This window comes from Nocardia sp. NPDC056611 (assembly GCF_042792755.1).
Lineage (GTDB): Bacteria > Actinomycetota > Actinomycetes > Mycobacteriales > Mycobacteriaceae > Nocardia.
The window spans coordinates 89500-116091 of the sequence record NZ_JBHTVV010000010.1 but is presented as its reverse complement, the minus strand read 5'-3'; the positions used below and the strand labels follow the sequence as shown (position 1 = coordinate 116091).

Annotated in this window: 23 protein-coding genes; 15 read left to right on the top strand and 8 right to left on the bottom strand. The window is 68.5% G+C overall.

Translation table 11 applies throughout. The annotated features are described in order from the left end of the window. Window positions 1-41 precede the first annotated feature (41 nt). Entirely contained in the window at window positions 42-635 is a 594-nt protein-coding gene (locus ACFRAQ_RS34280; protein ID WP_379107192.1) for a TetR/AcrR family transcriptional regulator, read from the bottom strand. A gap of 188 nt (window positions 636-823) precedes the next feature. On the opposite strand from ACFRAQ_RS34280, the gene ACFRAQ_RS34275 reads away from it, so the two are divergent. Next, the gene (locus ACFRAQ_RS34275) at window positions 824-2899 is read left to right on the top strand and encodes an alkyl/aryl-sulfatase (RefSeq protein WP_379107189.1); all 2076 of its coding nucleotides are present in this window, start codon (window positions 824-826) and stop codon (window positions 2897-2899) included. Window positions 2900-2955: 56 nt separating this feature from the next. Next, window positions 2956-4029 carry an alpha/beta hydrolase gene (locus tag ACFRAQ_RS34270; RefSeq protein ID WP_379107186.1) on the top strand — a complete coding sequence of 358 codons (1074 nt, stop codon included), beginning with the start codon at window positions 2956-2958 and terminating at the stop codon, window positions 4027-4029. On the opposite strand, the gene ACFRAQ_RS34265 is transcribed toward ACFRAQ_RS34270, so the two are convergent. Together ACFRAQ_RS34265 and ACFRAQ_RS34260 are read right to left on the bottom strand one after the other, a co-directional pair. After that, window positions 4030-4830 carry a DUF2127 domain-containing protein gene (locus ACFRAQ_RS34265; RefSeq protein WP_379107184.1) on the bottom strand — a complete coding sequence of 267 codons (801 nt, stop codon included), beginning with the start codon at window positions 4828-4830 and terminating at the stop codon, window positions 4030-4032. It lies immediately after the preceding gene. A 59-nt stretch (window positions 4831-4889) separates the two neighbouring features. Then, on the bottom strand, window positions 4890-6026 hold the full coding sequence (locus tag ACFRAQ_RS34260; RefSeq protein WP_379107182.1) for an XRE family transcriptional regulator: 1137 nt from the start codon (window positions 6024-6026) through the stop codon (window positions 4890-4892). 246 nt (window positions 6027-6272) lie between these two features. Between ACFRAQ_RS34260 and ACFRAQ_RS34255 the strand changes: the two genes are divergently transcribed. Beyond that, window positions 6273-6578 (top strand): hypothetical protein, encoded by a 306-nt coding sequence (locus tag ACFRAQ_RS34255; RefSeq protein WP_379107180.1) that lies wholly within the window; start codon window positions 6273-6275, stop codon window positions 6576-6578. Between the two features lie 133 nt (window positions 6579-6711). Here ACFRAQ_RS34255 and ACFRAQ_RS34250 read toward each other — a convergent pair whose 3' ends face one another. Next, window positions 6712-7605: a PAC2 family protein gene (locus ACFRAQ_RS34250; protein ID WP_357085358.1), complete on the bottom strand. Its 894-nt coding sequence runs from the start codon at window positions 7603-7605 to the stop codon at window positions 6712-6714. Between the two features lie 241 nt (window positions 7606-7846). On the opposite strand from ACFRAQ_RS34250, the gene metH reads away from it, so the two are divergent. From metH to ACFRAQ_RS34230, 4 genes are all read left to right on the top strand, one after another. Next, window positions 7847-11425, top strand: coding sequence for a methionine synthase (gene metH, locus ACFRAQ_RS34245; RefSeq protein ID WP_379107177.1), 3579 nt, complete (start codon window positions 7847-7849; stop codon window positions 11423-11425). A gap of 78 nt (window positions 11426-11503) precedes the next feature. Continuing rightward, window positions 11504-13174, top strand: coding sequence for a serine/threonine-protein kinase (locus ACFRAQ_RS34240; protein ID WP_379107175.1), 1671 nt, complete (start codon window positions 11504-11506; stop codon window positions 13172-13174). Between the two features lie 101 nt (window positions 13175-13275). After that, the gene (locus tag ACFRAQ_RS34235; protein ID WP_379107173.1) at window positions 13276-13965 is read left to right on the top strand and encodes an HAD family hydrolase; all 690 of its coding nucleotides are present in this window, start codon (window positions 13276-13278) and stop codon (window positions 13963-13965) included. 53 nt (window positions 13966-14018) lie between these two features. Beyond that, entirely contained in the window at window positions 14019-14390 is a 372-nt protein-coding gene (locus ACFRAQ_RS34230; protein WP_379107171.1) for an MmcQ/YjbR family DNA-binding protein, read from the top strand. Here the strand turns inward: ACFRAQ_RS34230 and ACFRAQ_RS34225 are convergent. Continuing rightward, window positions 14327-14668, bottom strand: coding sequence for an epoxide hydrolase N-terminal domain-containing protein (locus ACFRAQ_RS34225; RefSeq protein WP_379107226.1), 342 nt, complete (start codon window positions 14666-14668; stop codon window positions 14327-14329). The genes ACFRAQ_RS34230 and ACFRAQ_RS34225 overlap by 64 nt on opposite strands. A 64-nt stretch (window positions 14669-14732) precedes the next feature. Beyond that, a complete protein-coding gene (locus ACFRAQ_RS34220) occupies window positions 14733-15548 on the bottom strand; it encodes a toprim domain-containing protein (protein ID WP_379107169.1) in 816 nt (271 codons plus the stop codon). Between the two features lie 276 nt (window positions 15549-15824). On the opposite strand from ACFRAQ_RS34220, the gene ACFRAQ_RS34215 reads away from it, so the two are divergent. The 6 genes from ACFRAQ_RS34215 to hisG all read left to right on the top strand — a co-directional run bounded on the left by ACFRAQ_RS34215 (window position 15825) and on the right by hisG (window position 22223). Next, window positions 15825-16685: an arpA protein gene (locus ACFRAQ_RS34215; RefSeq protein WP_379107167.1), complete on the top strand. Its 861-nt coding sequence runs from the start codon at window positions 15825-15827 to the stop codon at window positions 16683-16685. 14 nt (window positions 16686-16699) lie between these two features. Continuing rightward, a complete protein-coding gene (locus ACFRAQ_RS34210; RefSeq protein ID WP_379107165.1) occupies window positions 16700-17530 on the top strand; it encodes a class I SAM-dependent methyltransferase in 831 nt (276 codons plus the stop codon). A 63-nt stretch (window positions 17531-17593) separates the two neighbouring features. Further along, window positions 17594-18961, top strand: coding sequence for an NAD(P)/FAD-dependent oxidoreductase (locus ACFRAQ_RS34205; RefSeq protein WP_379107163.1), 1368 nt, complete (start codon window positions 17594-17596; stop codon window positions 18959-18961). Window positions 18962-19172: 211 nt separating this feature from the next. Beyond that, window positions 19173-20975: a choline/carnitine O-acyltransferase gene (locus ACFRAQ_RS34200; protein ID WP_379107161.1), complete on the top strand. Its 1803-nt coding sequence runs from the start codon at window positions 19173-19175 to the stop codon at window positions 20973-20975. 43 nt (window positions 20976-21018) lie between these two features. Then, window positions 21019-21282 carry a phosphoribosyl-ATP diphosphatase gene (locus ACFRAQ_RS34195; RefSeq protein WP_357085381.1) on the top strand — a complete coding sequence of 88 codons (264 nt, stop codon included), beginning with the start codon at window positions 21019-21021 and terminating at the stop codon, window positions 21280-21282. Window positions 21283-21371: 89 nt separating this feature from the next. Then, window positions 21372-22223, top strand: a complete 852-nt coding sequence (hisG, locus tag ACFRAQ_RS34190) for an ATP phosphoribosyltransferase (protein ID WP_379107159.1) — start codon at window positions 21372-21374, stop codon at window positions 22221-22223. A gap of 12 nt (window positions 22224-22235) precedes the next feature. Here hisG and ACFRAQ_RS34185 read toward each other — a convergent pair whose 3' ends face one another. Then, window positions 22236-23108 carry a RecB family exonuclease gene (locus ACFRAQ_RS34185; protein ID WP_379107157.1) on the bottom strand — a complete coding sequence of 291 codons (873 nt, stop codon included), beginning with the start codon at window positions 23106-23108 and terminating at the stop codon, window positions 22236-22238. Window positions 23109-23209: 101 nt separating this feature from the next. Here ACFRAQ_RS34185 and ACFRAQ_RS34180 point away from each other — a divergent pair, with 101 nt between their 5' ends. Then, window positions 23210-24043, top strand: coding sequence for a tRNA (adenine-N1)-methyltransferase (locus ACFRAQ_RS34180; RefSeq protein ID WP_379107155.1), 834 nt, complete (start codon window positions 23210-23212; stop codon window positions 24041-24043). Between the two features lie 79 nt (window positions 24044-24122). Here ACFRAQ_RS34180 and ACFRAQ_RS34175 read toward each other — a convergent pair whose 3' ends face one another. Continuing rightward, the gene (locus tag ACFRAQ_RS34175) at window positions 24123-24479 is read right to left on the bottom strand and encodes a hypothetical protein (protein ID WP_379107153.1); all 357 of its coding nucleotides are present in this window, start codon (window positions 24477-24479) and stop codon (window positions 24123-24125) included. 332 nt (window positions 24480-24811) lie between these two features. Between ACFRAQ_RS34175 and arc the strand changes: the two genes are divergently transcribed. Further along, window positions 24812-26572, top strand: coding sequence for a proteasome ATPase (arc, locus tag ACFRAQ_RS34170; RefSeq protein WP_357085391.1), 1761 nt, complete (start codon window positions 24812-24814; stop codon window positions 26570-26572). Window positions 26573-26592: the final 20 nt, after the last annotated feature.

Here is a 26592-nt window from a genome sequence, read left to right as displayed (position 1 = left end):
ATCGGAATCCGTTCGGCCGCCGCGTAATCCGGGCGGTCGGTTCAGTTCGCGGGCGTGAGCAGGGTGGTGAGGGCGCGGCGGACCGCCTCGGACGCGGCCCGCACCGAGAGCCCGCGGCGGTCGATCAGATGGTGGCGGTAGGGCCAGCCGACGGTGGCGTCGACCAAGTCGAGCAACTGCTCGCCGGAGTCGCCGGCCAGCTCCGGGGCGAAGCCGCGGGCCAGCGCCTCGCGAATCCGCTTGTCGGTCAGCCGCATCCGCTCGTCCACCGCGGGCGAGCGCAGCGATTCGACCAGGCCCAGCACCCGCGGCTCGCGCTGCAGCCGGAAGATCGCCTCACCCTGGCGCACCACCGCGTCGATGCGCTTGTCCAGCGGCTGCGCCGGGTCGATCTCGGTGATGAGCGCCTCGACCTGTTCGGACTGCTGGTCCACCGCCGCGGTGAGCAGCGCGGTGCGCGATGGGAAGTGCACGAAGATGCTGCGTTCGGACACCCCGGCCCGTTCCGCGATATCGCGGGTGGTGGGGTCGAACGAGCCCTCGTGCACCGCCGCCAGCAAGCCCTCGATGATGGCCTTGCGGGTCTGCGGCGGATTGCGCCGCCGCCGCGGGCTGTCGCCTTTGCCCTCGCTCATGGCAGGAATCCGATCACATCGGGCCGGACCCCCGACGCGCAGGTCCCGGCGTATGGGTGAGGTCACAGGGCCATGTTATTGCAGTATCACTGCAATAGCGAGGTAGGCTGGGGTGGGGCCGGAGAGTTGGCGAATATTCAGCTAACGATCCTGCCACTCGCATCAGCCAGATGGAGACAGGAGCGCCGATGACCGACGACAACCGCACCGATCACGCGAACAACCCCGGGCCGGGGCGATTCACGGTGTCGCGACGCGGAGTATTCGGGGTGGGCGCGGCGGCCCTCGCGGCGGTCGGGGTGGGCGCGGCCGTCACCGGCTGCGACAGCAACGCCGACAACGGGTCCGCCGCGGAGAAGACGTCCAAGGATCCGGTCGACCCCAGCGGCCACATCACCGATCGGCAAGCGACGGTGAAGTCCTCGCTGCCGTTCTCCGACACCCAGGACTTCGCCGACACCGACAAGGGTTTCATCGCCAAGCTGGACCCCGATCGGGTCATCGACGCCAAGGGCAATGTCATCTGGGACAACGACTCCTACGGGTTCCTGCAGGGCAGCTGTCCCAACTCGGTGCACCCGTCGCTGTGGCGGCAGTCGCAGCTGGTGGTGAAACAGGGCCTCTACGAAGTGGTTCCGGGCATCTACCAGATCCGCGGCCTGGACCTGTCGAACATGACGATCGTCGAAGGCAAGACCGGCGTCATCGTCATCGACCCGCTGATCTCCACCGAGACCGCCAGGGCGGGCATGGACCTGTACTTCGCCCACCGCGGCCAGAAGCCGGTGACGGGCATGATCTACACCCACTCCCACGTCGACCACTTCGGTGGCGCGGCGGGCGTCATCACCGCCGAAGACGCTGCCTCGGGCCGCATTCCGGTGCTCGCACCGCAGGGCTTCACCGAACACGCGGTCGCCGAGAACATCTTCGCGGGCACCGCCATGGCGCGGCGCTCGGCCTACATGTACGGCGCCGCCCTGCCGCGCGGCGACAAGGGACAGGTCGGCGCGGGCCTGGGCATGACCACCTCTACCGGCACCGTGAGCCTCCTCCCGCCCAACCGCGACATCACCCGCACCGGGCAGGAGGAGACGATCGACGGGGTGCGCATGGTCTTCCAGATCACCCCCGGCACCGAGGCGCCCTCGGAGATGAACTTCTACTTCCCGGACTTCCGGGCCATGTGCATGGCAGAGAACGCCACCCACACCCTGCACAACCTGCTCACCCTGCGCGGCGCGCTGGTCCGCGACGCGCACGTCTGGTCGCAGTACCTGACCGAGACCATCACCATGTTCGCCGGTGTCTCCGATGTCGCGTTCGCCTCGCACCACTGGCCCACCTGGGGGTCGGACAAGCTCACCGAATGGCTGTCGCTGCAACGCGATACCTACGCCTACCTGCACGACCAGACCCTGCGCATGCTCAATCAGGGCTACACCGGCATCGAGATCGCCGAGCAGATCCAGATGCCGCCCGCCATCGAGCGGAAGTGGTACAACCACGGCTACTACGGGTCGGTCAGCCACGACGTGAAAGCCGTGTACCAGCGCTACATGGGCTGGTTCGACGGCAATCCCGCGCACCTGTGGGAGCATCCCCCCGTCGAGTCGGGCAAGCGGCACGTGGACGCCATGGGCGGCGCGGGCGGCGTGCTGAAGGTGGCCCGCAAGGCCTATGCCGACGGCGACTACCGCTGGTGCGTCCAGGTGCTCAACTACCTGATCTTCGCCGAGCCCGACAACCAGAAGGCGAAGATGTTGCAGGCCAGCGCCTTCGAACAGCTCGGCTACGGCTCCGAGAACGGCACCTGGCGCAACTTCTTCCTCTCCGGCGCCTACGAGCTGCGCAACGGCAACTTCGGCACCCCGACCAAGGCCAACTCCGCGTCCATGATCAGCGCGCTGAGCGTGGACCAGGTCTTCGACGCCGCGGCCTTCCAGATCAACGGGCCCAAGGCGTGGGACCTGCACCTGGTCAACGACTGGGTGATCCCCGAGGAGAACAAGACCTACCGCACCGAACTGCGCAACGGCGTGCTCATCCACTACGTGGTGCCGCCGGACTTCAAGGGCCCGGCCGCCGACGCCACCTTCACCCTGCCGCGCCTCGAACTCATCGCGGTGATGACGCGCAGCAAGGACTTCGTGAAGGAGGTCGCCTCCGGGGCGATCAAGGCCACCGGTGATCCGGCCAAGTTGAAGCAGCTCGTCGACGTGATGGACAAGCCCGACCCCAACTTCAACATCGTCACGCCCTGATCGCGGGTGGATATGGCAGAGTCCCTCTCACTTGTTCGACGAGAGTGGGAGTGGCTGTGCGGAATCGACTGCGGAACGCGGTGGTCGTCGGGTGTCTGGCGATCGCCGCGACCGTGCCGGGAACGGCGGGCGCGCAGCCCGATGCGGCCGGGGGCGCGCCCGATGCCGCCATCGCCGGCACCGCGGCGCAGCTGACCGCCGCCACCACCGTCGACGCGTCGAAAGTGGTGAGCGCGGACATCGTCGACGACCGCAACCTGTCGCTCGAGGTGTACTCGGCGGCCATGGACAAGACGGTGCACCTGGACGTGCTGCGCCCCGGCGACACCTCGAAGCCGCGGCCCACCCTGTACCTGTTCAACGGCACCGACGCCGGCTACGGCGTGAAGAACTGGAAGACCCAGGTGCCGGAGGTCTTCGACTTCCTCGGCGCCAAGGACGTCAATGTCGTGGTCCCCACCGGCGGCCTCGCCAGCTACTACACCGACTGGCGCGCACCGGATCCGCAGCTGGGCCTCAACAAGTGGAAGACCTTCTTCACCGAGGAACTGCCCCCGCTGATCGACGCGGGCCTGCGCACCAACGGCCGCAATGCCATTGCGGCGGTGTCGATGTCGGCGACCCCGGCGCTGAATCTCGCCCTCGCCAAGCCGGGCCTGTTCCGGGCCGCGGCCACCTACAGCGGCTGTGTGCAGACCAGCGACCCGATCGGCCAGGCCTTCGCCCGGATCGTCGTCGCCAGTGAGGGCGGCGACGCCGACAATATGTACGGCCCGTCCGGCGACCCGATGTGGGCGGACAACGACCCGTACCTGCACGCCGAGCGGCTGCGCGGCATGGAGCTCTACCTGTCCGCGGGCAACGGCCTGCCCGGGCAGTACGACGTGGTCGACGGCAAGTACGTCATCTTCCCGGGCGCGCTCGGCTTCATGGTGCACATGATCTACGACGGCACCATCGAGGCCGCCACCGGTTACTGCACCCGCAACCTCGCCGCCAAGCTCACCGAACTCGGTATTCCGGCCACCGTGGACCTGCCGGCCAACGGCACCCACTCCTGGGGCGTGTTCCGCGACGAGCTGCTGAAGTCCTGGCCGGTGCTGGCCAAGGGACTGGACCTGCCCGCCTGATCAGGACTGGTGCGCGGCACCGTCCTTCGCGGCGAGCAGGTCGGATTCGGCTGCGACGGCAGCGCGTTCGACGGTCATCAGACTCTCGGAGTGGTGCTCGGCGTAGTACTTGGCCGCGCCGCCGTTCAGGCCGAACAGGGACTTGCTCCACAGCAGCCAGATCACCGCGGCCAGGTTCACCAGCAGCGCGGCCACCCGCAGGAAGGTGACCTTCTCGGTCAACTCGTACACCTCGAGCGGCAGGAACAGGCTGGTGGCCACCACCGCGAAGTACTCGCCCCAGCGCTTGACCAGCCACAGGCCCACGGCCTCGACGAGCTGGATGGTGGCATAGGCGAACAGCGCGACCGCGATCCAGATCAGAATCGTCGGCGAGAGCGTGAACGCCGTGTCGATGCCCCGGATGATCTTGGAATGGTCGGGGTTGAAACCGATCTGGTCGGCCAGCTGGCGAATGAGCGGAAGATCCTTGTCCCAGCTGGCCTTCCAGTGCTCGCGCGAACCGCGCAGCTTCAGCACGCCCGCGCCGAGCAGGATCAGCACCAGCGCGCGGCCGACCCGCTCGGCCGCCAGCAGCCGCATGATGATGCGATCGCGCAGCAGATGCCCGCGCGGCACCTCCGGCGCGTCGTCGGCGGGACCGCTGCGGCGCGGCTCGCCCGGCACGAAATCGCCACAGCGCAGACAGCGCCAGGATTCGCCCGCCGGGGTGGCGACGTGGAGTCGTGCCTTCAGCTCGGGCTCGGTCGGGGCGTAGGTCTCGTGCCCTCGGGCAGCGCAGGTCCAGAGACTGAAGTCCATGCGCTGGAGCGTACCCAGGCCCCGCGGCGGCCGCCGTGGAACACGGCCGGGGCGCGCGGTCAGCCGGCGAGCGAGCGCAGCTGGTCGAGATAGGTTCTGGTGCGCGGATCTCCGGGGAAACGCGCGACCATCTCCCGGGCGGCCTCGCCCGCGATCCACATGAGCGAGGGCAGCGACCGCCGTTTACCCGCGAAGGCGCGCATGCCCTCGTCCACCGCGAGCTCCAGATTGCGATCGCGCACCGCGACCACGGCCAGGGTCAGATGCGCCTCGGAGACCCGCATGGGTTTGCGGATGCTGCCGTCGGGGCGGGTGGAGGTCGCGATCACCTGGCGGGCATAGGTTTCCGCGAGCCGGTCGTCCCCGGCGACCCGGCAGCAGTCCATGGCGTAGAAGTCGAACTTCTGCGGATCCACCACGAAGTGGTTCTCCAGATTGGCCGGGTGCTCGATCGCCTCGAGGATCGAACGGCCCTGGGTGAGCGCCTTTTCCACCTCGTGGCGGTCGCCCAGGCGGGCCCAGGCCTTGGCGCGCTGGGCGGCCAGCTGGACGCCCACTCCCAGGCGGCCGGTGGTGGCGTGTGCGGCCTCCGCGGCATCGATGGCGCCCCGGTAGTTGCCCTGGGTGAGGGCGAACCACGCGGCCATTTCCGCTCCCCAGCCGATGATTTCGGCGTGGTCGGCCTCCTGGCCCAGCGACAGTGCGGCGCGGCGGGTGGCCTCGGCGGCGGTACGCCAGCCCAGGTCGTAGTCGACACAGCCGACCAGCAGGGCGACCCATCCGGCCAGCACCAGCACCTCACGATGTTGGGCCAGTGTGAGTCTGCCGTCCAGCAGCGAGGTGATGCGGCGCAGCCAGGCGGTGCCCTCGGCGTGCAGGTCGTGCGGATCGGCGCACGGGTAGTCCGAGCAGAGCCGGTCGGCGGTGATGCGGATGGCGTCCAGTGTGGAAGCCGACACATCGGACATTCGTAGCCGCCCAATGAATTCCAGGGTGTCCAGTCCGGTTGCCGAGAGCATCTCGTCGTCCCGATTGGGCCGGGTCTTGGGGAAGAACGCCGCCGTCACGGTGTCGAAAGACGCCGCGATGATCGGGGCGTAGAAATCGTCGGGCCGCGATTCCCCGGATTCCCAACGCCGCCAGTTCCGTAACAGTGTGCTGTCGGTGGGGAGATTGTGGCTCGACTTGGCGCGCATCGCGCGCACCGCGTCGGCTTGTGACCACCCCCGAGCATCACGTTCGGCACGCATTCGGACAGCCCAGACAGGTCGATCGTCACCGGCGGACACGAGTTGTAGTATCTCACCAGTTAACGGCGGATGGACCCGGATAGGGCATCTGGATGTCAGTGGGTTGACATCTGCAATTGCATTCGCAAAAACGCCAAACTGTTTACCAGGGCACACGTCAGGACAGCGATCCCCAATCCAACGGAGGTTCGGGTGGAAGCGTTGATCTATGGGTACGTGCGTGACGATTTGGCCGACGGCCGCAGCGACGAGCTGGAGAACGCCATGTGCGGGCTCGCTCAGTCCGCGGGCCTCTGCTTCGCCGCCACCTTCCATGAATCGACCGCCGGCGATGGCACCGCGTTCGCGGAGCTGACCGCGGAACTCAAGCGCGCCGACGCCCATCACGTGGTGGTGCCGTCGCTCGAACACCTTGCGGGCCAGACCATTCCGCGCGACCTATTGATCGCGAAACTGGCTCACGAGGCTTCCGCTCAGGTCTGGACCGTCGAGCGCTAGCTCGACACGCCGCCCGAAACGCCGCCGCACCCACGTCGAGAACGCGGGTGCGGCAATGATTTTCGAGCTACTTCGGGACATTCACCCCGAAGCGGACCATTCAGCCTGAAACGGGCACGGTGGGATGCGGGGGTCAGAGGCCGAAGCCACCCCGACCACGACGGCGCAGGTACTTCTCGAACTCGGCGGCGATGGCATCGCCGTCGATCTTGGCCATGGCGTCGTTGATATCGACCTCGGCGTCGCCGCGCTCCTCGAGCGAGCGCACGTACTCCGCGATCTCCTCGTCGCCCGCGGTCATCTCGTTGACCGCGACCTCCCACTCCTCGGACTGCTCGGGCAGCGCGCCCAGCGGCACCTCCACATCGAGCACATCCTCGACCCGGTGCAGCAGAGCGATGATGGCCTTGGGGTTGGGCGGCTGCGACACGTAGTGCGGCACCGCGGCCCAGAAGGAGATGGCCGGCACACCCGCGCGCACGCACGCGTCCTGCAGCACTCCGGTGATACCGGTCGGTCCCTCGTAGCGGGTCTGCTCGAGGTTGAAGCGCTCCGCGGCTTCCTTGTTATAGGCGGTACCCGTGACGGGAACCGGGCGCGTGTGCGGGGTATCGGCCAGTAACGCACCGAGGATCACCACCGTGGACACCCCGAGCTGTTCCACGAACTCGAGAATGTCATTGCAGAAGCTGCGCCACCGCATATTCGGTTCCACCCCGCGCAGCAGCACCACGTCCCGGTCGCTGCCGGGGGGAGAGCAGACCGAGAGCATGGCCGAGGGCCAGACGATCTCGCGCGTCACACCGTCGACCTGACGCACGGTCGGGCGGTTGACCTGATAGTCGTAGTAGTCCTCGGAGTCGAGCTCGGCCAGCGGCTGGGAGTCCCAGATCAGTTCCAGATGTTCGACCGCGCCACTGGCGGCGTCGGCGGCATCGTTCCAGCCTTCGAAGGCGGCCACGAGCACCGGATCCCGCAGCGTGGGCAGGTCCGATTCGGGTGGCACCGGGGATTCACTGGCGTTCACCCGGTCAGCCTACGGTGTACGCAACCCCCGTGTGCATGCGACGCGCAATCGCACAATGAGCGCCGTGTGCATGATCGCCCGGTGGTTCGCGGCCCGTCTCGTTCTGGACCGAGTGGAGCGGGGGAGCGAAGCGGAGGAGCGGAGGGAGGGAAGAACGAGACCTTCAGGGCCGCGAACCCGCCGGAGCGGAGCGGAGGCAGTCAAATTCAGCTTGTCGCAGCTTCCCACTACTCTTGAGTACATGTCTGTACGCAGCCGCGCCGAATTCGACACCACCTTCTTGGACACGCTCAGACGGCGTGTCGTTATCGGGGACGGTGCGATGGGCACGATGCTACAGGCCGCGGATCTCACCCTCGACGATTTCCGCGGCCTCGAGGGTTGCAACGAGATTCTCAACGAAACCCGCCCCGACGTGCTGCGACACATCCACCGCGCCTACTTCGAGGCCGGTGCCGACGCCGTCGAGACGAACACCTTCGGCTGCAATCTGCCCAACCTCGCCGACTACGACATCGCCGACCGGATCCGCGATCTGTCCGAGCGCGGCACCCGCCTGGCCCGCGAGGTCGCCGACGAGATGGGCCGCTCCGTCGACGGCACCCCGCGCTACGTGCTGGGCTCGATGGGCCCGGGCACCAAGCTGCCCACCCTGGGCCACGCGCCCTACGTCTCGCTGCGCGACGCCTACACCGAGGCCGCGCTCGGCATGCTCGACGGCGGCGCCGACGCCATCCTCATCGAGACCTGCCAGGACCTGCTGCAGGTCAAGGCCGCGGTCACAGGCAGCCACAACGCCATGCTGAAGGCGGGCCGCCGGATCCCGATCATCACGCACGTGACGATGGAGACCACCGGCACCATGCTGGTCGGCTCCGAGATCGGCGCCGCGCTGACCGCGCTCGAGAAGCTCGGCATCGACATGATCGGGCTGAACTGCGCCACCGGCCCCGACGAGATGAGCGAGCACCTGCGCCATCTGTCCAAGCACGCGCAGCTGCCGGTGTCGGTGATGCCGAACGCGGGTCTGCCGGTGCTGGGCGCCAAGGGCGCGGAGTACCCGCTCTCGGCCGAGGATCTGGCGGTCTCGATGACCCAGTTCGTGTCCGAGTTCGGATTGTCGCTGGTGGGTGGCTGCTGCGGCACCACGCCCGAGCACATCCGGCAGATGGCCGAGGCGGTGCGCGAGGTCGAGCAGGCCAAGCGCAATCCCGTGCACGAGCCCAGCGTCTCGTCGATCTACTCGGCGGTGCCGTTCGAGCAGGACGCCTCGATCCTGATGATCGGTGAGCGCACCAATGCCAACGGCTCCAAGGCTTTCCGTGACGCCATGCTGGCCGGCGATTGGCAGAAGTGCCTCGATATCGCCAAGGACCAGACCCGCGACGGCGCGCACATGCTCGACCTGTGCGTGGACTACGTGGGCCGCGACGGCGCCGTCGACATGCGCGAGCTGGCCTCGCGGCTGGCGACCTCCTCGACGCTGCCGATCATGCTGGACTCCACCGAAACCCCGGTGCTGAAGGCCGGTCTGGAGCAGCTGGGCGGGCGTTGCGCCATCAACTCGGTCAACTACGAGGACGGCGCGGGACCGGATTCGCGGTTCCAGCAGACCATGGCGCTGGTCGCCGAACACGGCGCGGCCGTGGTCGCGCTGACCATCGACGAGGAGGGCCAGGCGCGTACCGCCGAGCACAAGGTGGCCATCGCCGAGCGGCTCATCGAGGACATCACGCACAACTGGGGTCTCGAAGAGTCCGACATCATCATCGACACGCTGACCTTCACCCTGGGCACCGGCCAGGAGGAGTCGCGCCGCGACGGCATCGAAACCATCGAGGCCATCCGCGAACTCAAGAAGCGGCACCCGGAAGTGCAGACCACGCTGGGTCTTTCGAACATCTCCTTCGGCCTGAACCCGGCCGCGCGGCAGGTGCTCAACTCGGTGTTCATGCACGAATGCGTCCAGGCCGGTCTGGATTCGGCGATCGTGCACGCGTCGAAGATCCTGCCCATGGCCCGGATTCCGGAGGAACAGCGCCAGGTCGCGTTGGATCTGGTCTACGACCGGCGCACCGAGGAGTACGACCCGCTGCAGAAGCTGATGGCGCTGTTCGAGGGCGTCTCGACCGCCTCCTCGAAGGCTTCCCGCGCCGAGGAGCTGGCGGCGCTGCCGCTGTTCGAGCGGCTCGCGCGGCGCATCGTCGACGGCGAGAAGGCCGGGATGGAAGCCGATCTCGACGAGGCCATGCAGCAGGTGCCGCCGCTGCAGATCATCAACGAGACGCTGCTGTCGGGCATGAAGACCGTCGGTGAGCTGTTCGGTTCGGGCCAGATGCAGCTGCCGTTCGTGCTGCAGTCGGCGGAGACCATGAAGACCGCGGTCGCCTACCTGGAACCGCACATGGAGGCCACCGACGATTCGGGCAAGGGTCGCATCGTGCTCGCCACCGTCAAGGGCGACGTGCACGACATCGGCAAGAACCTGGTCGACATCATCCTGTCCAACAACGGCTACGAGGTCGTCAATCTCGGTATCAAGCAGCCGATCTCGACCATCCTCGACGCCGCCGTGGACAAGAAGGCCGACGTGATCGGCATGTCCGGGCTGCTGGTGAAGTCCACCGTGGTGATGAAGGAGAACCTCGAGGAACTCAACTCGCGCGGGGTCGCCGAGCAGTTCCCGGTGCTCCTCGGTGGCGCGGCGCTGACCCGCGCCTACGTGGAGAACGATCTCACCGAGGTCTACGCCGGCGACGTGCACTACGCGCGTGACGCCTTCGAGGGCCTGCACCTGATGGACGAGATCATGACCCGCAAGCGCGGCGGCGGACTGGATCCCAACTCGCCCGAGGCCATCGCCGAACGGGAGAAGGCCGCCGAACGCAAGGTGCGCCACGAGCGTTCCAAGCGCATCGCCGCCGAACGCAAGGCGGCCGAGGCCCCGGTCGTGGTGCCCGAGCGCTCCGATGTGGCCGCGGACCTGCCGGTGCCGACGCCGCCGTTCTGGGGTTCGCGCATCATCAAGGGTCTGTCGCTGAGCGAGTACTCCGGGCTGCTCGACGAGCGGGCGCTGTTCCTGGGGCAGTGGGGCCTGCGCGGTCAGCGCGGCGTCGAGGGCCAGTCCTACGAGGACCTGGTCGAGACCGAAGGTCGTCCGCGCCTGCGGTATTGGCTGGACCGGCTGATCGCCGAGGGTGTGCTGCAGCATGCCGCGGTGGTGTACGGGTACTTCCCGGCGGTGTCCGAGGGCGACGATGTGATTGTTCTCACCGAGCCGAAACCCGATGCACCGGAACGCTTCCGGTTCACATTCCCGCGTCAGCAGCGCGACCGGTTCCTCTGCATCGCCGACTTCATCCGCTCGCGTGAGCGCGCGCTGGAGACCGGTCAGGTGGATGTGATGCCGTTCCAGCTGGTCACCATGGGCCAGCCCATCGCGGACTTCGCCAACGTCCTGTTCAAGGAGGACAACTACCGCGACTACCTCGAGGTGCACGGCATCGGCGTGCAGCTCACCGAGGCGCTCGCGGAGTTTTGGCACCGCCGCATCCGGGAAGAACTGACTCTGGACGGACATTCCGTCGCCGACGAGGACCCCGCCGATGTGCTCGACTACTTCAAACTCGGCTACCGTGGCGCACGGTACTCGTTCGGTTACGGGGCCTGCCCGGAACTGGAGGATCGGGCCAAGCTCGTGGAGTTGTTGGACGCCAACCGAATCGGCGTGATTCTCTCCGAGGAGCTGCAGCTACATCCGGAGCAGTCGACCGACGCGTTCGTGCTGCTGCACCCGGAAGCCAAGTACTTCAACGCTTAATATCTTCACCAGGTTTCGGGCTTTCGCGCAGGGTGGCAGGGCGCCCGGCGCGAAAGCCAGCAGGAGGGGTACAACCACATGAGCTCAGACCGGCTGATTGCGGGGCGGTACCGCCTGACGGATCCGATCGGCACCGGTGCGATGGGGGTCGTGTGGCGCGCGACCGACGTTCGGCTGCGACGCACCGTCGCGGTCAAGCAGCTGCTGCTGACGCCGGGCCTGACCCGGTCGCAGGCCGTGGAGGCCAGGATGCGGGCGATGCGTGAGGGGCGCATCGCCGCGCGCCTGCACCATCCCAATGCCGTCACCGTGTTCGACGTGGCGGAGGAGGACGGCCAGCCCTGGCTGGTCATGGAGTACGTGAACGCGGTCAGCCTGGCCGCGCTCATGCGGGAGAAGGGGCGGCTGCCGCCGGTCGAGGTGGCGCGGATCGGGGCCAAGGTCGCCGAGGCGCTGGCCGCGGCTCACAAGGCCGGTATCGTGCACCGCGATGTGAAGCCCGCCAATATCCTGGTCGCCGACGACGGGACGGTGAAGATCACCGACTTCGGCATCTCCCGGGCCACCGGCGACGTGACCGTCACCTCGACGGGGTTCCTGGCGGGCACTCCCGCCTACCTCTCGCCCGAGGTGGCGCGCGGCGAGAACCCGGAACCGACCTCCGACGTCTTCGCTCTGGGCTCGACGCTGTACGCGGCCGTGGAAGGCAAGCCGCCCTTCGGGGAGGGCGACAACCCGCTGGCCGTACTGCATTCGGTGGCGCGCGCACAGGTGCCGCGGCCCGCGCACGCCGCGACCCTCGCGCCGGTGCTGATGGATCTGCTCGCCGCCGAGGGGGCGGACCGGCCCACCATGGAACAGGCCGCCGAACGGCTGCACGCGGTGGCCGAGGGGCGGGCTCCGGCCGTGCCGGTCCAGCCGACCAAGGTGCTGCCGCCGGTGAATGCCGTTGCCGCCGTGGACGCCGCGGCGGCCACGACCGTGCTGCCGGGGTCGCGGACGGGTGCGCCGAGCAATGCGGCCGATCCCACCATGCACGTCGACATGTCGACCGGCGGGCGTGGTGCCGTGCCGCCGCCGGGAATCGGCTCGGGTGTGAGAACCGGTGGCGGGGAACGCAATCCGCGTCAGCTGGTGCTGGTGGCGGTCGGCGTCGTCGGCGCGATCGTGCTGGCCGTCGTGATCACCCTGGCGGTCAACGGCAACAACGGTGGCGGCGGGACCCCGCGGGCGGACAAGGGCGGTTCGGCCCCGGCGTCGATCCCGGCCACCTCGCCGGAGAACCTGGGCCCGGCCGACGGCGGGCAGCAGCCCACGCGCAACAGCGGCGCGGGCGCGGCCACCCAGGCCCCGACCACCACGCCCGCCCCGTCCTCGTCGGCGGCCCCGAGTTCCTCGGCGCATCCGACGACGACCCCGCCCACCACGACGCCGGCCGGTCCGCCGTCCGCCGCCTCGGTCACCTCGTTCGTCCAGGGCTACTACGGCATGCTGCCCGGCAATGTCAGCGGCGCGTGGTCGATGCTGTCGCCCGGCTATCAGGCGTCGACCGGCGGCTACAACAGTTACGCGCAGTTCTGGGGCAGCATCCGCTCGGTGAGTGTGGGCGCGGTGACGCCGCAGGGCGACAATCGCGCGGTGGTCGCGCTCACCTATGTGTCCAAGTCGGGGCAGGTGTCCTCCGAGAACCGCTGGATCCAGACCGACTCCTCGGGCGGGCGGCTGGTGATCGCGGCGTCGGGCCTGTAGACCGCGGGCCCGGGGCCGGTGACCGCGCCCCGATAGGCTGGACCGGCTCCGCGCGCGGCGGGGCCGGTGCGCCGCGTTCCGCGACGCTCCTGGATGAGGGTGTGTGGAAGGAGCTCGGGTCGGTGGCGCGGTTGGACGCGGTGTTGTGGGATATGGACGGGACGCTGCTGGATTCGGAGAAGCTCTGGGACATGGCACTGCGGGAGCTGGCGGGGGAGTACGGGCGCGAGCTGACCGACACGGTGCGGCACGCGCTGATCGGGGCGTCCGGGCCGAACGCGTATCGCATCTTGTTCGAGGGCCTCGACATCGAGCACACCCCCGAGGCGGTCGAGCGGGCCTCGGAGTGGATGGAAGCGCGGGTGACCGAGCTGTTCCAGGGGCCGGTGCCGTGGCGGCCGGGCGCGCGGGAAGCACTCGATCTGCTGCGGGCGGCCGGGGTACCGATGGCGCTGGTGACCAATACCAAGCGGTCGCTGGCCGAGTACGGGCTCGACACCATCGGGCGTGAGTACTTCGGGGCCACCGTGTGCGCCGACGAGGTGCCACACGGCAAACCCGCGCCGGACGTGTACCTGCCGGCCGCGCAACTGCTCGGTGCCGCACCGGAATTCAGCGTGGCCATCGAGGATTCACCGACCGGCTCGATCGCGGCGCAGGAAGCCGGATGCGCCCTGCTGGTCGTGCCGTGCGAGGTCCCGGTGCCGGACGCGCCCGGACGCACCTTCCGCGACAGTCTGGTCGGGCTCGAACTCGCGCACCTGAAGGACCTCGTGCGCGCGAATTCCTGACCCCGTTCCCATTCGTCCAAGGCGAGCCGGTCCGGGTCGCCTACCCTGCGGGTATGGACAGGGTGCTGGAATCGCTGCGCGGCGTGTGCGCCGGGCTGCCCGAGGTGAGCGAACGCGTCAGCCACGGCGAACCCGCGTGGTTCGCGGGCGGGAAGAAGATGTTCGTCATGTTCGCCGACCACCACCACGACGAACGGGTCGGATTCTGGTGCGCGGCACCGGCCGGGGCGCAGGAGGAACTGGTGTCGGCCGAACCCGGGCGGTTCTACCGGCCGCCGTACGTGGGGCATCGCGGGTGGCTCGGGGTGTATCTGGATGTCGACGTGGACTGGGACGAGATCACCGAGATCGTCGAGGACGCCTACCGGATGGTGGCGGCGAAACGCCTGATCGCGGAACTGGATCGGCGCATCGCCGCCACCTGACCGGGCTCAGCGCAGGGGACCGAAGAAGGCCTGGAGATCGGTGGCCAGGCCGGCCGGGTCCTCCATGGCCGGGAAGTGCAGGCCGCGTTCGAATTCCGACCAGTGGGCATCGGCCGGGGCCGGGACGACCCGGCGCACGGTCTCGTCCGCGCCGAAGATGGCGAACCCCTCGGCTCTGTGAGCAGGCCGATCAGGCCCAGGAATTCGGCGACCGAGCTGGGGAATCCGTGGGTGATCAGCAGTGGCCGTGCGTCCGGTCGCGGCGAGCGGACGTGCAGGTCGTCGATCTCGGACTGGGGGATGTCGAGGTGGACCAGCGCGCCGTCACCACCGCCGGCTGACTCAACCCCCGCGAAAATGCGCGTCCAGCACCGGAACCGGATCCAACTCCGACACCAGATGCCCCGCATTGCAGTGATCGGTCAGATCCTTCCCGTCCCGCGCCTGCACCACCCGGACCTGGGCTACCGCATCGACCAGCGACTCCGCCACGCGCGCCGCATGCCGATACCCCGGTGCGTCCCGATCCGCCACCACCCATACCCGCCGCGCGCCCCGCAGCCACTCCGCGTGCTCGGAATACCACCCGCTCGCGCCCCCGGCATTGCAGGTGGCCGTCAACCCGGCCCGCGTCGCCGTCAGCACATCCGCCTCGCCCTCGCACACGAAGATGTCGCGCCCCTCCGCCACCGCCTCGATCACCTCCGGCAGGTGGAACGGCACCCGCGCGAAACCCCCGGATTCCCAGCCGTTCTCGGTCAGCCGCCGCTGATAGAACGACTTCACATACCCCTGCCGATGCAACGTCCGCACCCGCACCACACACCCGGCCGCGCCCCCGTCCGGCCACCGGTACACGTACGCCGCCATTCGCCGCGGCCTCCCGATCCGCGGCCCGACATCCTTCCGATGCACCGAAAGCGCCAGTCCCGCCGCGAGAATCGCCCGATCCGCCACCGCCGGCTCCGGCGCGTTCCGCCGGTGTCCCGTCCTCGGCTCCGGGGGCGCGTCGAACAGATCCCGCACCCGCAATCCGATGCGCTCCAACACCTCCACATCCGAGCATCCGGCGAAACACCGCACCACGGTCCGCTGCCGCGACAGGTTGTAGACCACCCCCAGCGAGGCCCGATGCCGGCGGCCATCCGCCTCGTGCACCGGACACAGATAGGTCGTCCACTCGGTCCCGCGCCTCCCCGGCCCGGACACCCGATTCAGTGCCCGGTTGACGGTCTCCCACGATCCGTGACTGCCCATCCGACCGGTCCTCTCACTACCGGTGTACACCTCTGAACGCGGCTGTCAAACGGCGTGCGACACGTTGCGCCGCGGTGCTAATACCACATCAAAACTGGTGGGGCGCAGGAAAAGTGGCAATTCACAATCGGGGGGCTTTTCGGGCGTGTCGGGCGGTCGGTTCGTAAGAATGGGCCTATGGTTGCGGTTGGGCAGGGGAGCGTACCGGGGGTCGATGTCGGGCGGTATCCACTGGATTCGCCGGGGAGTGACGGGTGGCTGCGGGCGGTGGCGGGGGCGCGGGCCGAGCTGGCGGCGGGGGGATGTTGCGTCCTGCGCGGGTTCATCCGGCCCGAGCTGGTGGAGACGCTGCGGAGCGAGGGGGAGGAGCTGGCTCCGCGAGCCCACTACACCGTCGAGAACGTCAACGCGTACAACATTCCCTTCGACGCGGGGCTGCCCACCGATCACCCGGGGCGGATCGTGCTGCAGCGTGGAAACGCTTTCGTCGCACGGGATCTCATTCCGCGCGAGGCGCTGATCCACCGGCTCTACATCGACACCCGGTTCCAGCGGTTCGTGGCCGACTGCTTCGGGCTCGCCGAACTGCACGAGTACAGCGATCCGCTGGCCGGACTGTGCCTCAATGTGGTCGCGCCGGGGCAGTCGCATCCCTGGCACTTCGACACCAACGAATTCACCGTCAGCATGCTCACCCAGGAGCCGGAAGACGGTGGGGTGTTCGAGTATTGCCCGGGCATCCGGTCCCGGACGGCGGAGAACTTCGCCGACGTGCGCGCCGTGCTCACCGGCGCCGGGGAACGGTTCATCCGCCGGCTGGCCCTGCGGCCCGGCGACCTGCAGTTGTTCCAGGGAAGGTTCTCGTTGCACCGGGTCGCACCGGTACACGGTGCGGTGCAACGGCATTCGGCGATCTTCGCCTACAGCGACAGTCCGGGACTGATCGGCACCGCCGAACGGACCCGGCAGCTGTTCGGGCGGGTGACGCCGGATCATCTGGCGGTCGGCGAGATCCGCGGCGACCGATTGCTCGACTGAGAGGGGACCAGCGCGTGCCGGTTTCGTTGCACAGTTCCACCGGAAAAGCCTCCTTCGACGACATCTACGATCGGCCCGATCCCCGCCAGTACTACGCCCGTATGGCCGAATTGGACTACCAGATACCGGAATTGGCGAAGCCGCACTTCCAGAAACTGCTCGACGAATACCGGTCCGCCACCGGCATCGCCACCCCCGCGGTCCTCGACCTCGGCTGCTCCTACGGCGTCAACGCGGCCCTGCTGCGCCTCGACACCACCATGACCGAACTCTCCGGGCACTACCGCGGCCGCGACGCTGACGACACCGCCGCCCTGCTCGACCGCGACCGCGCCCTGCTGCGCTCCGGCGACCGGCTGCCCGGAGTCCGCTTCATCGGTATGGACGCCTCCCGCCCCGCCCTCGACTACGGCCACGCCGCGGGCTTCCTCGACGAGGTCGTGCACGCCGACCTGGAATCGGCCGAACCCACCGAAGCCCAGCGGCAGACGCTGGCCGGGGCCGACCTGATCATCTCCACCGGCTGCGTCGGCTACATCACCGAACACACCCTGCTGCGGGTGGCCCGCGCACACGGCGGGAAACTGCCGTGGATGGCGCATTTCGTGCTCCGCATGTTCGCCTTCGACCCCATCGCCGCGCACCTCGAGACCCTCGGCTATCACACCGAACGCGCTCCGGGCGTCTACCGGCAGCGCCGCTTCGCCTCCCCGGACGAACAGGCGCGGGTGCTGAACGCCCTGGCGGGCAAGGAAATCGACACCGCCGACGCCGAATCCGACGGCTGGCTCTACGCGCAGCTGTACCTGTCGCGCCCGAAACCCGGTACCGAGCGCGAACACTGATCCCGCGGACGCGGAAATCGCGGGATTCACCTCGAAGCGGGCGCTACGAGCTACGGTGAAGTCGTGGCACCAGCGAAGATCGTGATCATCGGCGGTGGATTCGCGGGCGTGGAATGCGCCCGCTATCTGGAGCGACGCCTCCGCCCCGAGGAGGCGTTCATCCAACTCGTCTCCCCGGACGCCGGACTGTTGTATCTGCCGCTGCTGCCGCAGGTCGCCTCCGGCACCCTCAACCCGCGCTCGGTGTCGGTGCCGCTGCGCCGGCTGCTGCGCCGCACCGAAGTGGTGCCCGGCATGGCCGTCGGCGTGGAGCCCGGCACCCGGCGGGTGGTGGTGCGCCGCACCCGCACCTCCGGCCGCGAAACCGCCCTCGAATACGACCAGCTCGTCCTGGCGCCCGGCTCCATCACCCGCGTCATGGACGTTCCGGGCTTGCAGGAGCACGGATTCGGCATGAAGACCCTGGCCGAGGCCATGTACCTGCGCGATCACGTGCTGCGGCAGCTGGATATCGCCGCCGTGCGCGGCGGCCTCGACGAGGACCGGGAACGGCTGAACTTCGTCACCATCGGCGCGGGCTACGCCGGAACCGAGACCGCCGCCGTCCTCAACAAGGTCTGCCGCGCCGCCGCCGGACGGTTCTTCCCCGAAGTCGAGTCCGGCATGGTGCGCTGGCACCTGGTCACCCGCGGCGACCGCATCATGCCCGAACTCGGCGACAAGCTCGGTGCCGAGGCGAAAAGGATTCTGGCCGAACGCGGCATCGAACTCATCACCGGCGCCTCCGCCGCGGAGGTCACCGCCAACGGCGTGAAACTGACCAACGGTCGATTCATCCCGTCGCGCACGGTGCTGTGGACCGCCGGGGTCGCCCCCAGCCCCCTGGCAGCGCATCTGGGCGCGGAAACCGACAAGGGGCGCATCATCGCCCAGGCCGACCTGTCGGTCCCGGGCCTGCCCGGCGTGTGGGCCATGGGCGACGCGGCCGCGGTCCCCGACACCGCCGAGGGCGATGGCCAGGTCTGCGCGCCCACCGCGCAGCACGCCATGCGTCAAGGACGGCACCTGGGCAAGAACCTGGTCGCGACGCTGCGCGGCGAAACGCCCGCGCCCTACCGGCATCCGGACCTGGGCATGGTGGTCGACCTGGGCGGGCGGGACGCGCTGGCCCGGCCGCTCGGCGTCGGATTGCGGGGCGTGCCCGCGCAATTCGTGGCTCGCGGCTACCACCTCATGGCTCTGCGCACGATCGTGGCCCGCGCCCGGGTGGCCTTCGACTGGGCCGTGCACGGCCTGGCCGGTGACGACTTCCTGCGCATCGGGTACGCCGACCACAAGGTCCACACCATCGGCGGCTTCGAACAATCCGGCTGCTACCTGCCCGCCGACGAGGTGCCGCGGGTGGTGAAGGAACTCGGCGACCCGGAGTGAACAAAACCGGTCGGTTCGGGGCAAACCGGATAGCCGCATGAAAACTGTTGTCGCGCAGTAAAACCACATCCTGGTCGGTCCGTGGCGGTTTCGCGCGAAAATGTGGCGCCCGGACGGCAACGATGGCAAGAATGGTGGCGTGACCGCCGGGGGACGGTGACACGTGTGCACAGCCAGGCTGCCCCAACCCCATCGACCATGAGGACACCCCTTGAGCGACAGCACCTTCGCCTTCGACGAGCAGCTGCCCCGCGTCCCGCTGCCCACCCTGGAGGAGAGCTGCACCCGCTTCCTGCACTGGTGCGCGCCGCTGCTGACCTCCGACGAGTACGCGGCCACCGCCGCCACCGTGGAGGACCTGCTGCGCCCCGAGGGCCCCGCCCGCACCCTGCACGCGGACCTGGAGCGCTTCGACGCCACCCCGGGCGTCGGCAGCTGGCTCGACGAGTTCTGGCCCTCCCGCTACCTGGGCCGCCGCGACCGAATCGCGTTGAACGCCAACTTCTTCTTCCTGTTCCGCGATGACACCGCCCTGGCCGGCTCCACCGGCTCCGACCAGAGCGAGCGCGCCGCGGCCCTGATCTCGGCGGCGGTGAACTACAAGCTGCGCCTGGACGCCGAGGAGATCCCGCCCGCCACCCAGCGCGGCACGCGACTCAATATGGCGCAGAACAAGTTCCTGTTCTCCGAGACGCGCATTCCCGGCGCGCCGCAGGACACCGTGCGCGTGCCCTACAGCGACGAATGGCCCGGGCACTCCGAAGCCCGGCACATCGTGGTCTTCTACCGCGGCAACATGTTCCGGATGGACGTCATCGGCGCCGGCGGCGCCCCGCACACCCCCGAGGACCTCACCGACGGCCTGCGCGCGGTCATGAAGGCCGGGACGCGCCGGGCCGCCACCAACTCCGCCGCCGGGCACCTCACCACCATGGCTCGCGCCGACTGGGCCCCGCTCTACGCCGCCCTGCGGCCCGCCAACGCCGCCGCCTTCGAGACCATCGAGACCGCGCTGTTCTGCGTCTGCCTCGAGGACTTCGCGCCCCGCGACACCCTGCACGCCTGCGACCAGCTGCTGCACGGCGACAGCGGCAACCGCTGGTTCGACAAGGCGGTGTCGTTCGTCGTGTTCGCCGACGGCGAGGCCGGCATCAATGTCGAGCACTGCGGTCTGGACGGCACCACCATCCTGTCCTTCGTCGACACCCTGCTCGAAGCGCCGGTCGGCGACCACGCGGCGCAGTCCGGCGCGCAGGCGCAGGGCCTGCCCGCCGTCGAACCCGTCGAGTTCACCTTCGGTCCCGAGGCCCGCACCGAGATCGCCACGGCCGCCGCCTCGTTCGCCCAGTTCGCCGCCGACACCGCCACCTCCACGGTGTCGTTCGACTTCGGCACCCAGCGTGCCAAGAAGCTCGGCATCTCCCCGGACGCGCTGGCCCAGCTGAGCTACCAGCTCGCGCACCGCCGCAGCAAGGGCCTCAACGGGGCGACCTACGAATCCATCGCCACCCGCCAGTTCCGCAACGGCCGCACCGAGGCCATGCGCGTCATCACCCACGAGATGCTGGATTTCGTTGCCGCCATGGAGGATCCGGCCGTGGACCGGGACCGCAAACTGGTGGCCCTGCGCACCGCCGCCGAGGCGCACGTGCGCCGCGCCCAGGAATGCCAGCGCGGCGAGGCTCCCGAACAGCATCTGTGGGAGCTGCAGTGGATCCAGCGCCGCCGCGGCGAACAGCTCGGCGCGACCGAGGCGATGCCGTTCTTCGACAGCCCCGGCTGGACCATCAGCCGCGACGACTATCTGAGCACGAGCTCCGCGCCGTCGGTGAACATCCAGTACTTCGGGTTCGGCTCCACCAGCCCCAAGTGCATCGGCATCGCCTACGTGCTGCTGCCCGACCGCTGGAACCTCTACCTGGCCACGCCCAAGCACGTCGCGCGGCAGATGCACGAGTTCGCCGACCAGCTGCGGGTGGCCGTGGCCGAACTCACCGAACTGCTCACCGTATAACCGATTGCGGGGAGTGTGCGCCCGTCTGAGAGAATCACTCCCCGTGAAATCTTTCGAAGCCCTGTTCGCCGAGCTGCAGGATCGTGCCGCCAACCGCCCCGAGGGGTCGGGCACCGTCGCCGCCCTGGACGCCGGCGTGCATGCGCAGGGCAAGAAGGTGCTCGAGGAAGCCGGCGAGGTCTGGATCGCGGCCGAGTACCAGAGCGACGACGAGCTCTCCGAGGAGATCTCGCAGCTGCTGTATTGGGTGCAGGTGCTGATGGTGGGCCGCGGGCTGCGGCTCGAGGACGTGTACCGACATCTGTGACGCACCGGTCGCTCCGCACACACCGTGCGGAGCGACCGTTCGTCCCCCCGTCGGCCACGTCTTCCCTTCCCATTCCGAAAGGACCTCCCATGCTTCGCGTCGCAGTCCCGAACAAGGGCGCCCTGTCCGAGTCCGCCGTCGGCATCCTCACCGAGGCGGGCTATCGCAAGCGCACCGACTCCCGTGAACTGAGCGTGCTCGACCCGGTCAACCAGGTCGAGTTCTACTTCCTGCGGCCCAAGGACATCGCCATCTACGTCGGCTCCGGCGAGCTCGACCTCGGCATCACCGGCCGCGACCTGGCCCTGGATTCGGGTGCGCCGGTGCAGGAACGGCTCGCCCTGGGCTTCGGCCGCTCCACCTTCCGCTACGCCGCCCCCGCCGGGCGCGAATGGAAGGTCGAGGACCTGCAGGGCAAGCGGATCGCCGCCTCCTACCCGAACCTGGTCCGGGGCGACCTCAAGGCGCGCGGCCTCGAGGCCGAGGTCATCCGCCTCGACGGCGCGGTCGAGATCTCCATCCAGCTGGGTGTCGCCGACGCCATCGCCGACGTGGTCGGCTCCGGCCGCACCCTGCGCCAGCACAATCTGGTCGCCTTCGGCGAGTCGCTGTGCGACTCCGAGGGTGTGCTCATCGAGGCCAAGGGCGCGGACCAGAACGACAAGGCCCGCAACCAGCTCGTCGCCCGCATCCAGGGCGTGGTCTTCGCTCAGCAGTACCTGATGCTGGACTACGACTGCCCCAAGGCGCTGCTGGACCGGGCCGTCGAGATCACCCCCGGCCTGGAGTCGCCGACCGTGTCCCCGCTCACCGATCCCGACTGGGTCGCGGTGCGCGCGCTGGTGCCGCGCAAGAACGGCAACGAGCTCATGGACCGGCTCGCCGACCTGGGCGCCAAGGCCATCCTGGCCACCGACATCCGGTCCTGCCGCGCCTTCTGATCCGCGTCGAGGTCAGGACGGGTCGAACTCCGGCTCGTCCTGACCCGATTCGACCGGACCGGACGGGAAAGGCGGTGGCGTGCCGCCGAATTCGGGGCATAGTCGCTTGAAATCGCAGTACTGGCACATCCAGCCCGGGCTGGGCGGGAACTCACCGGTCTCGGCGGCGGTGACGATGGCCGCCCACAGCGCCGACAGGATCCGCTCGAAACGCAGCAGCTCCTCCGGATCCGGGGCGTAGGTCAGGGTGACGCCGTCGGCCAGGTACATCAGCCGCAGCTGCGCCGGGGCCCGGCCCTGGGTGCGGAGCAGGACCAGGGCGTAGAACTTCAGCTGGAACAGCGCCCGGGTCTCGTACGCCAGGCCCGGGGCGCGGCCGGTCTTGTAGTCGATGACGTGCAGGTCCCCGTCGGCCGAGCGGTCGATGCGGTCCACGATGCCGCGCAGCGGGGTGCCGTCGGGCAGATCGGCCTCGATGAAGGTCTCGCACGACTCGGGCTCGAATCCGGCCGGATCCTCGAGCCGGAAGTACACGTCCACCAGCTTGCGCACCTCGGCCAGGAACCCGGGCAGTTCCTCGTCCGGGATCAGCGACTCCACCTCGGGCCGGGACTCGCGCACCCCGGTCCAGGCGGGTTCGATGAGCGCGGCCGCGGCCGCCACGTCGCGCTCGGTGGCGGGCAGCCCGAACAGCGACTCCAGCACGGCGTGCACCACCGTGCCGCGCACCGCCGCCCGCGAGGGCGGCTCCGGGATCTGGTCGATCACCCGCAGCCGGTACTTGAGCGGGCACTGCTTGAAATCGATTGCGCGCGAAGGGGACAGCGCGGGCCCCCGCGGCGCGAACCGCTCTGTCTCCGGGGTACTGATCGCGTCGACCGACATACCTGGCAGGCTAAACGCAGGCACCGACAAGGTGCGCACGAATTCGCCGCAGCACAATCGCAGCGACGCACGTTTCACGACAACACGCAGAACGGAGTTTCATGACGGCCAGACGGACCGGCCCTTTCCAGATCGGTGACCGGGTACAGCTGACCGACGCCAAGGGGCGCAAGTTCACGGTGATCCTGGAGGTGGGCAAGGAGTTCCACACCCACGCCGGCCACATCAACCACGACGACCTCATCGGCGCCGACGAGGGCTGCGTGGTGAACTCCGCCAAGGGCACCCCCTACCTGGCGCTGCGCCCCCTGCTCACCGACTACGTGCTGTCCATGCCGCGCGGCGCGGCGGTCATCTACCCCAAGGACTCCGCCCAGATCGTGCACGAGGGCGACATGTTCCCCGGCGCGAAGGTGCTCGAGGCCGGGGCCGGGTCGGGCGCGCTGACCTGCTCGCTGCTGCGCGCGGTCGGCCCCGAGGGCAAGGTCATCTCCTGGGAGATCCGCGAGGACCACGCCGAGCACGCCGTCAAGAATGTCGAGCGATTCTTCGGCGAACGTCCCGAGAACTGGGAACTGACCCTGGGCGATGTGACCGAGTACTCCGGCGAGCAGGTCGACCGGGTGGTCCTGGACATGCTCAAGCCGTGGGAGGCGCTCGAGGCGGTCTCCAAGGCGCTGATCCCCGGCGGCGTCTTCCTGGCCTACGTGGCCACCACCACGCAGCTGTCGGAGGTGGTCGAGGGACTGCGCCGCCAGGGCTGCTGGACCGAGCCCGCCGCGTGGGAGTCCATGGTCCGCCCGTGGCACGTGGTCGGCCTGGCCGTGCGCCCCGAGCACCGTATGCAGGGCCACACCGCCTTCCTGGTGAAGGCCCGACGCCTGGCCGACGGCGTCACCGCGCCGCGCCCGCAGCGCCGCCCCTCCAAGGGCTGACCCGAACGCACGAATGGCGCCTCGGGGCGGACATCACAGGATGTCCGCCCCGAGGCGCCACCGGTTTGCTCGCTCCCCGCTATTGGCAGGCGGCGCGGGCCATTCCGAGGACGGTGCAGGCGCCGGCGTCGGAGAGCTTCCAGGTGCCATCGGCGTACTGGAACGCCATCGGGACGTCGGGCATGGTGCCGTGCGGGGAGGTCACGCTGACCTTGGCATCGGCCTTGGTGCCGTCCTGTTTGATCTCGCCGACGGCGAAACTGACCTGGTAATGCGCGAGTCCCTGGTTCATTGTCTCGATATTTCCGAGACGCTTGTCCCCGTCGACGACTAGTTTGGCTTTGTCGGCGGCCGGTTTTGCCGGGTCGGCGAAGGCCGTGAGGACGCTCTGCAGGCTCTCCGCGGTCGGCGCGGGCGCGGCGGCGGCCGACGACACGGACGTATTCGTGGGCGAAGAACCCTTGTCGTCGGAGCTACATGCGGTCACAGTTGCGGTAGCGGCCGCGAGGGCCACGACGGTAGCCAAGGAAACACGAAGCGTCCGGGAGACGTTGCGCATACCAGGAGTACGACTGGTGGGAAGGAGCATCAACGGCACCTTTCGGCTCGGGCCGGCGTTAACTCGCCGGAAACAGGTTAGGGCAGGCTAACATGCCTGTCCGGCCCGTGGGCCGCAGCCTAGATGTGATCACGACGAAACCATGTCGGAAAGCGGGAACGGTTAGAGCCCGGTAGCGTTGATAGACCGGGACTGGGAGGAGCAGCATCATGAGCCCCATCGAACATTCGGATTCGGCAGCCTGGAGGGAACTCGAGGCCGTACGTGCCGAGGCAGCTGCACTCCGGAGGCAACTCGCCGACACACCCGATCGCACACGGGAATTGGAAGCGCGTGTTGATTCGCTGACGATTCGCAACACCAAGTTGATGGACACCCTCAAGGAAGCGCGCCAGCAACTGGTCGCTCTCCGTGAGGAAGTGGATCGCCTCGGCCAGCCACCCTCGGGCTACGGCGTTCTCATCGGTGTGTACGACGATCAGACGGTCGATGTGTTCACCTCCGGACGCAAGATGCGGCTGACCTGTTCGCCGAACATCGACACCACCACCCTCACCTACGGCCAGACCGTTCGCTTGAACGAGGCGCTGACCGTGGTGGAGGCCGGACACTTCGACGCCATCGGCGAAATCGGCACGCTGCGTGAGATTCTCGACGACGGCCGCCGGGCCCTGGTCGTCGGGCACGCCGACGAGGAGCGCGTGGTCTGGCTCTCCGGTCCGCTGTCCGCGCTGGTGGACGTGGACGACCTCGAGGATCCGGATCGCCCGATTCGCAAACTGCGCCCGGGTGATTCGCTGCTGGTCGACACCAAGGCCGGCTTCGCCTTCGAGCGGATCCCCAAGGCCGAGGTCGAGGACCTGGTGCTGGAAGAGGTCCCGGATGTCAACTACGAGGACATCGGTGGCCTGTCCCGCCAGATCGAGCAGATCCGCGACGCCGTCGAATTGCCGTTCCTGCACAAGGATCTGTTCCGCGAGTACGCGCTGCGCCCGCCCAAGGGTGTGCTGCTCTACGGTCCTCCCGGTTGCGGTAAGACGCTGATCGCCAAGGCCGTCGCCAACTCGCTCGCCAAGAAGATCGCCGAGGCGCGCGGTGAGGACGCCAAGGAAGCCAAGTCGTTCTTCCTCAACATCAAGGGCCCCGAGCTGCTCAACAAGTTCGTGGGTGAGACCGAGCGCCACATCCGGATCATCTTCCAGCGGGCCCGCGAGAAGGCGTCCGAGGGCACCCCGGTGATCGTGTTCTTCGACGAGATGGACTCCATCTTCCGCACCCGTGGTTCGGGCGTCTCCTCCGATGTGGAGACCACCGTTGTGCCGCAGTTGCTCTCGGAGATCGACGGTGTCGAGGGCCTGGAGAACGTCATCGTGATCGGCGCCTCCAACCGCGAGGACATGATCGACCCCGCGATCCTGCGGCCCGGCCGCCTGGACGTGAAGATCAAGATCGAGCGGCCCGATGCCGAAGCGGCGCAGGACATCTTCTCCAAGTACCTGACCGAGACGCTCCCGCTGCGCTCCGACGATCTCAACGAGTTCGACGGCGACCGCGGCAAGTGCGTGCAGGCCACCATCGAACGCGTGGTGGACCGCATGTACGCCGAGAGCGACGACAACCGCTTCCTGGAGGTCACCTACGCCAACGGTGACAAGGAAGTCCTGTACTTCAAGGACTTCAACTCCGGCGCCATGATCCAGAACATCGTGGACCGGGCCAAGAAGTACGCCATCAAGTCGGTCCTGGAAACCGGCAACCCGGGTCTGAGCATCCAGCATCTCTACGATTCGATCGTGGACGAGTTCTCCGAGAACGAGGACCTGCCCAACACCACGAATCCCGATGACTGGGCTCGCATCTCGGGTAAGAAGGGCGAGCGCATCGTCTACATCCGCACCTTGGTGACGGGGAAGAACGCCAGCGCCAGCCGCGCCATCGACACCGAGTCCAACACGGGTCAGTACCTGTAAGGTTCGGAAAAGCCAAGAGG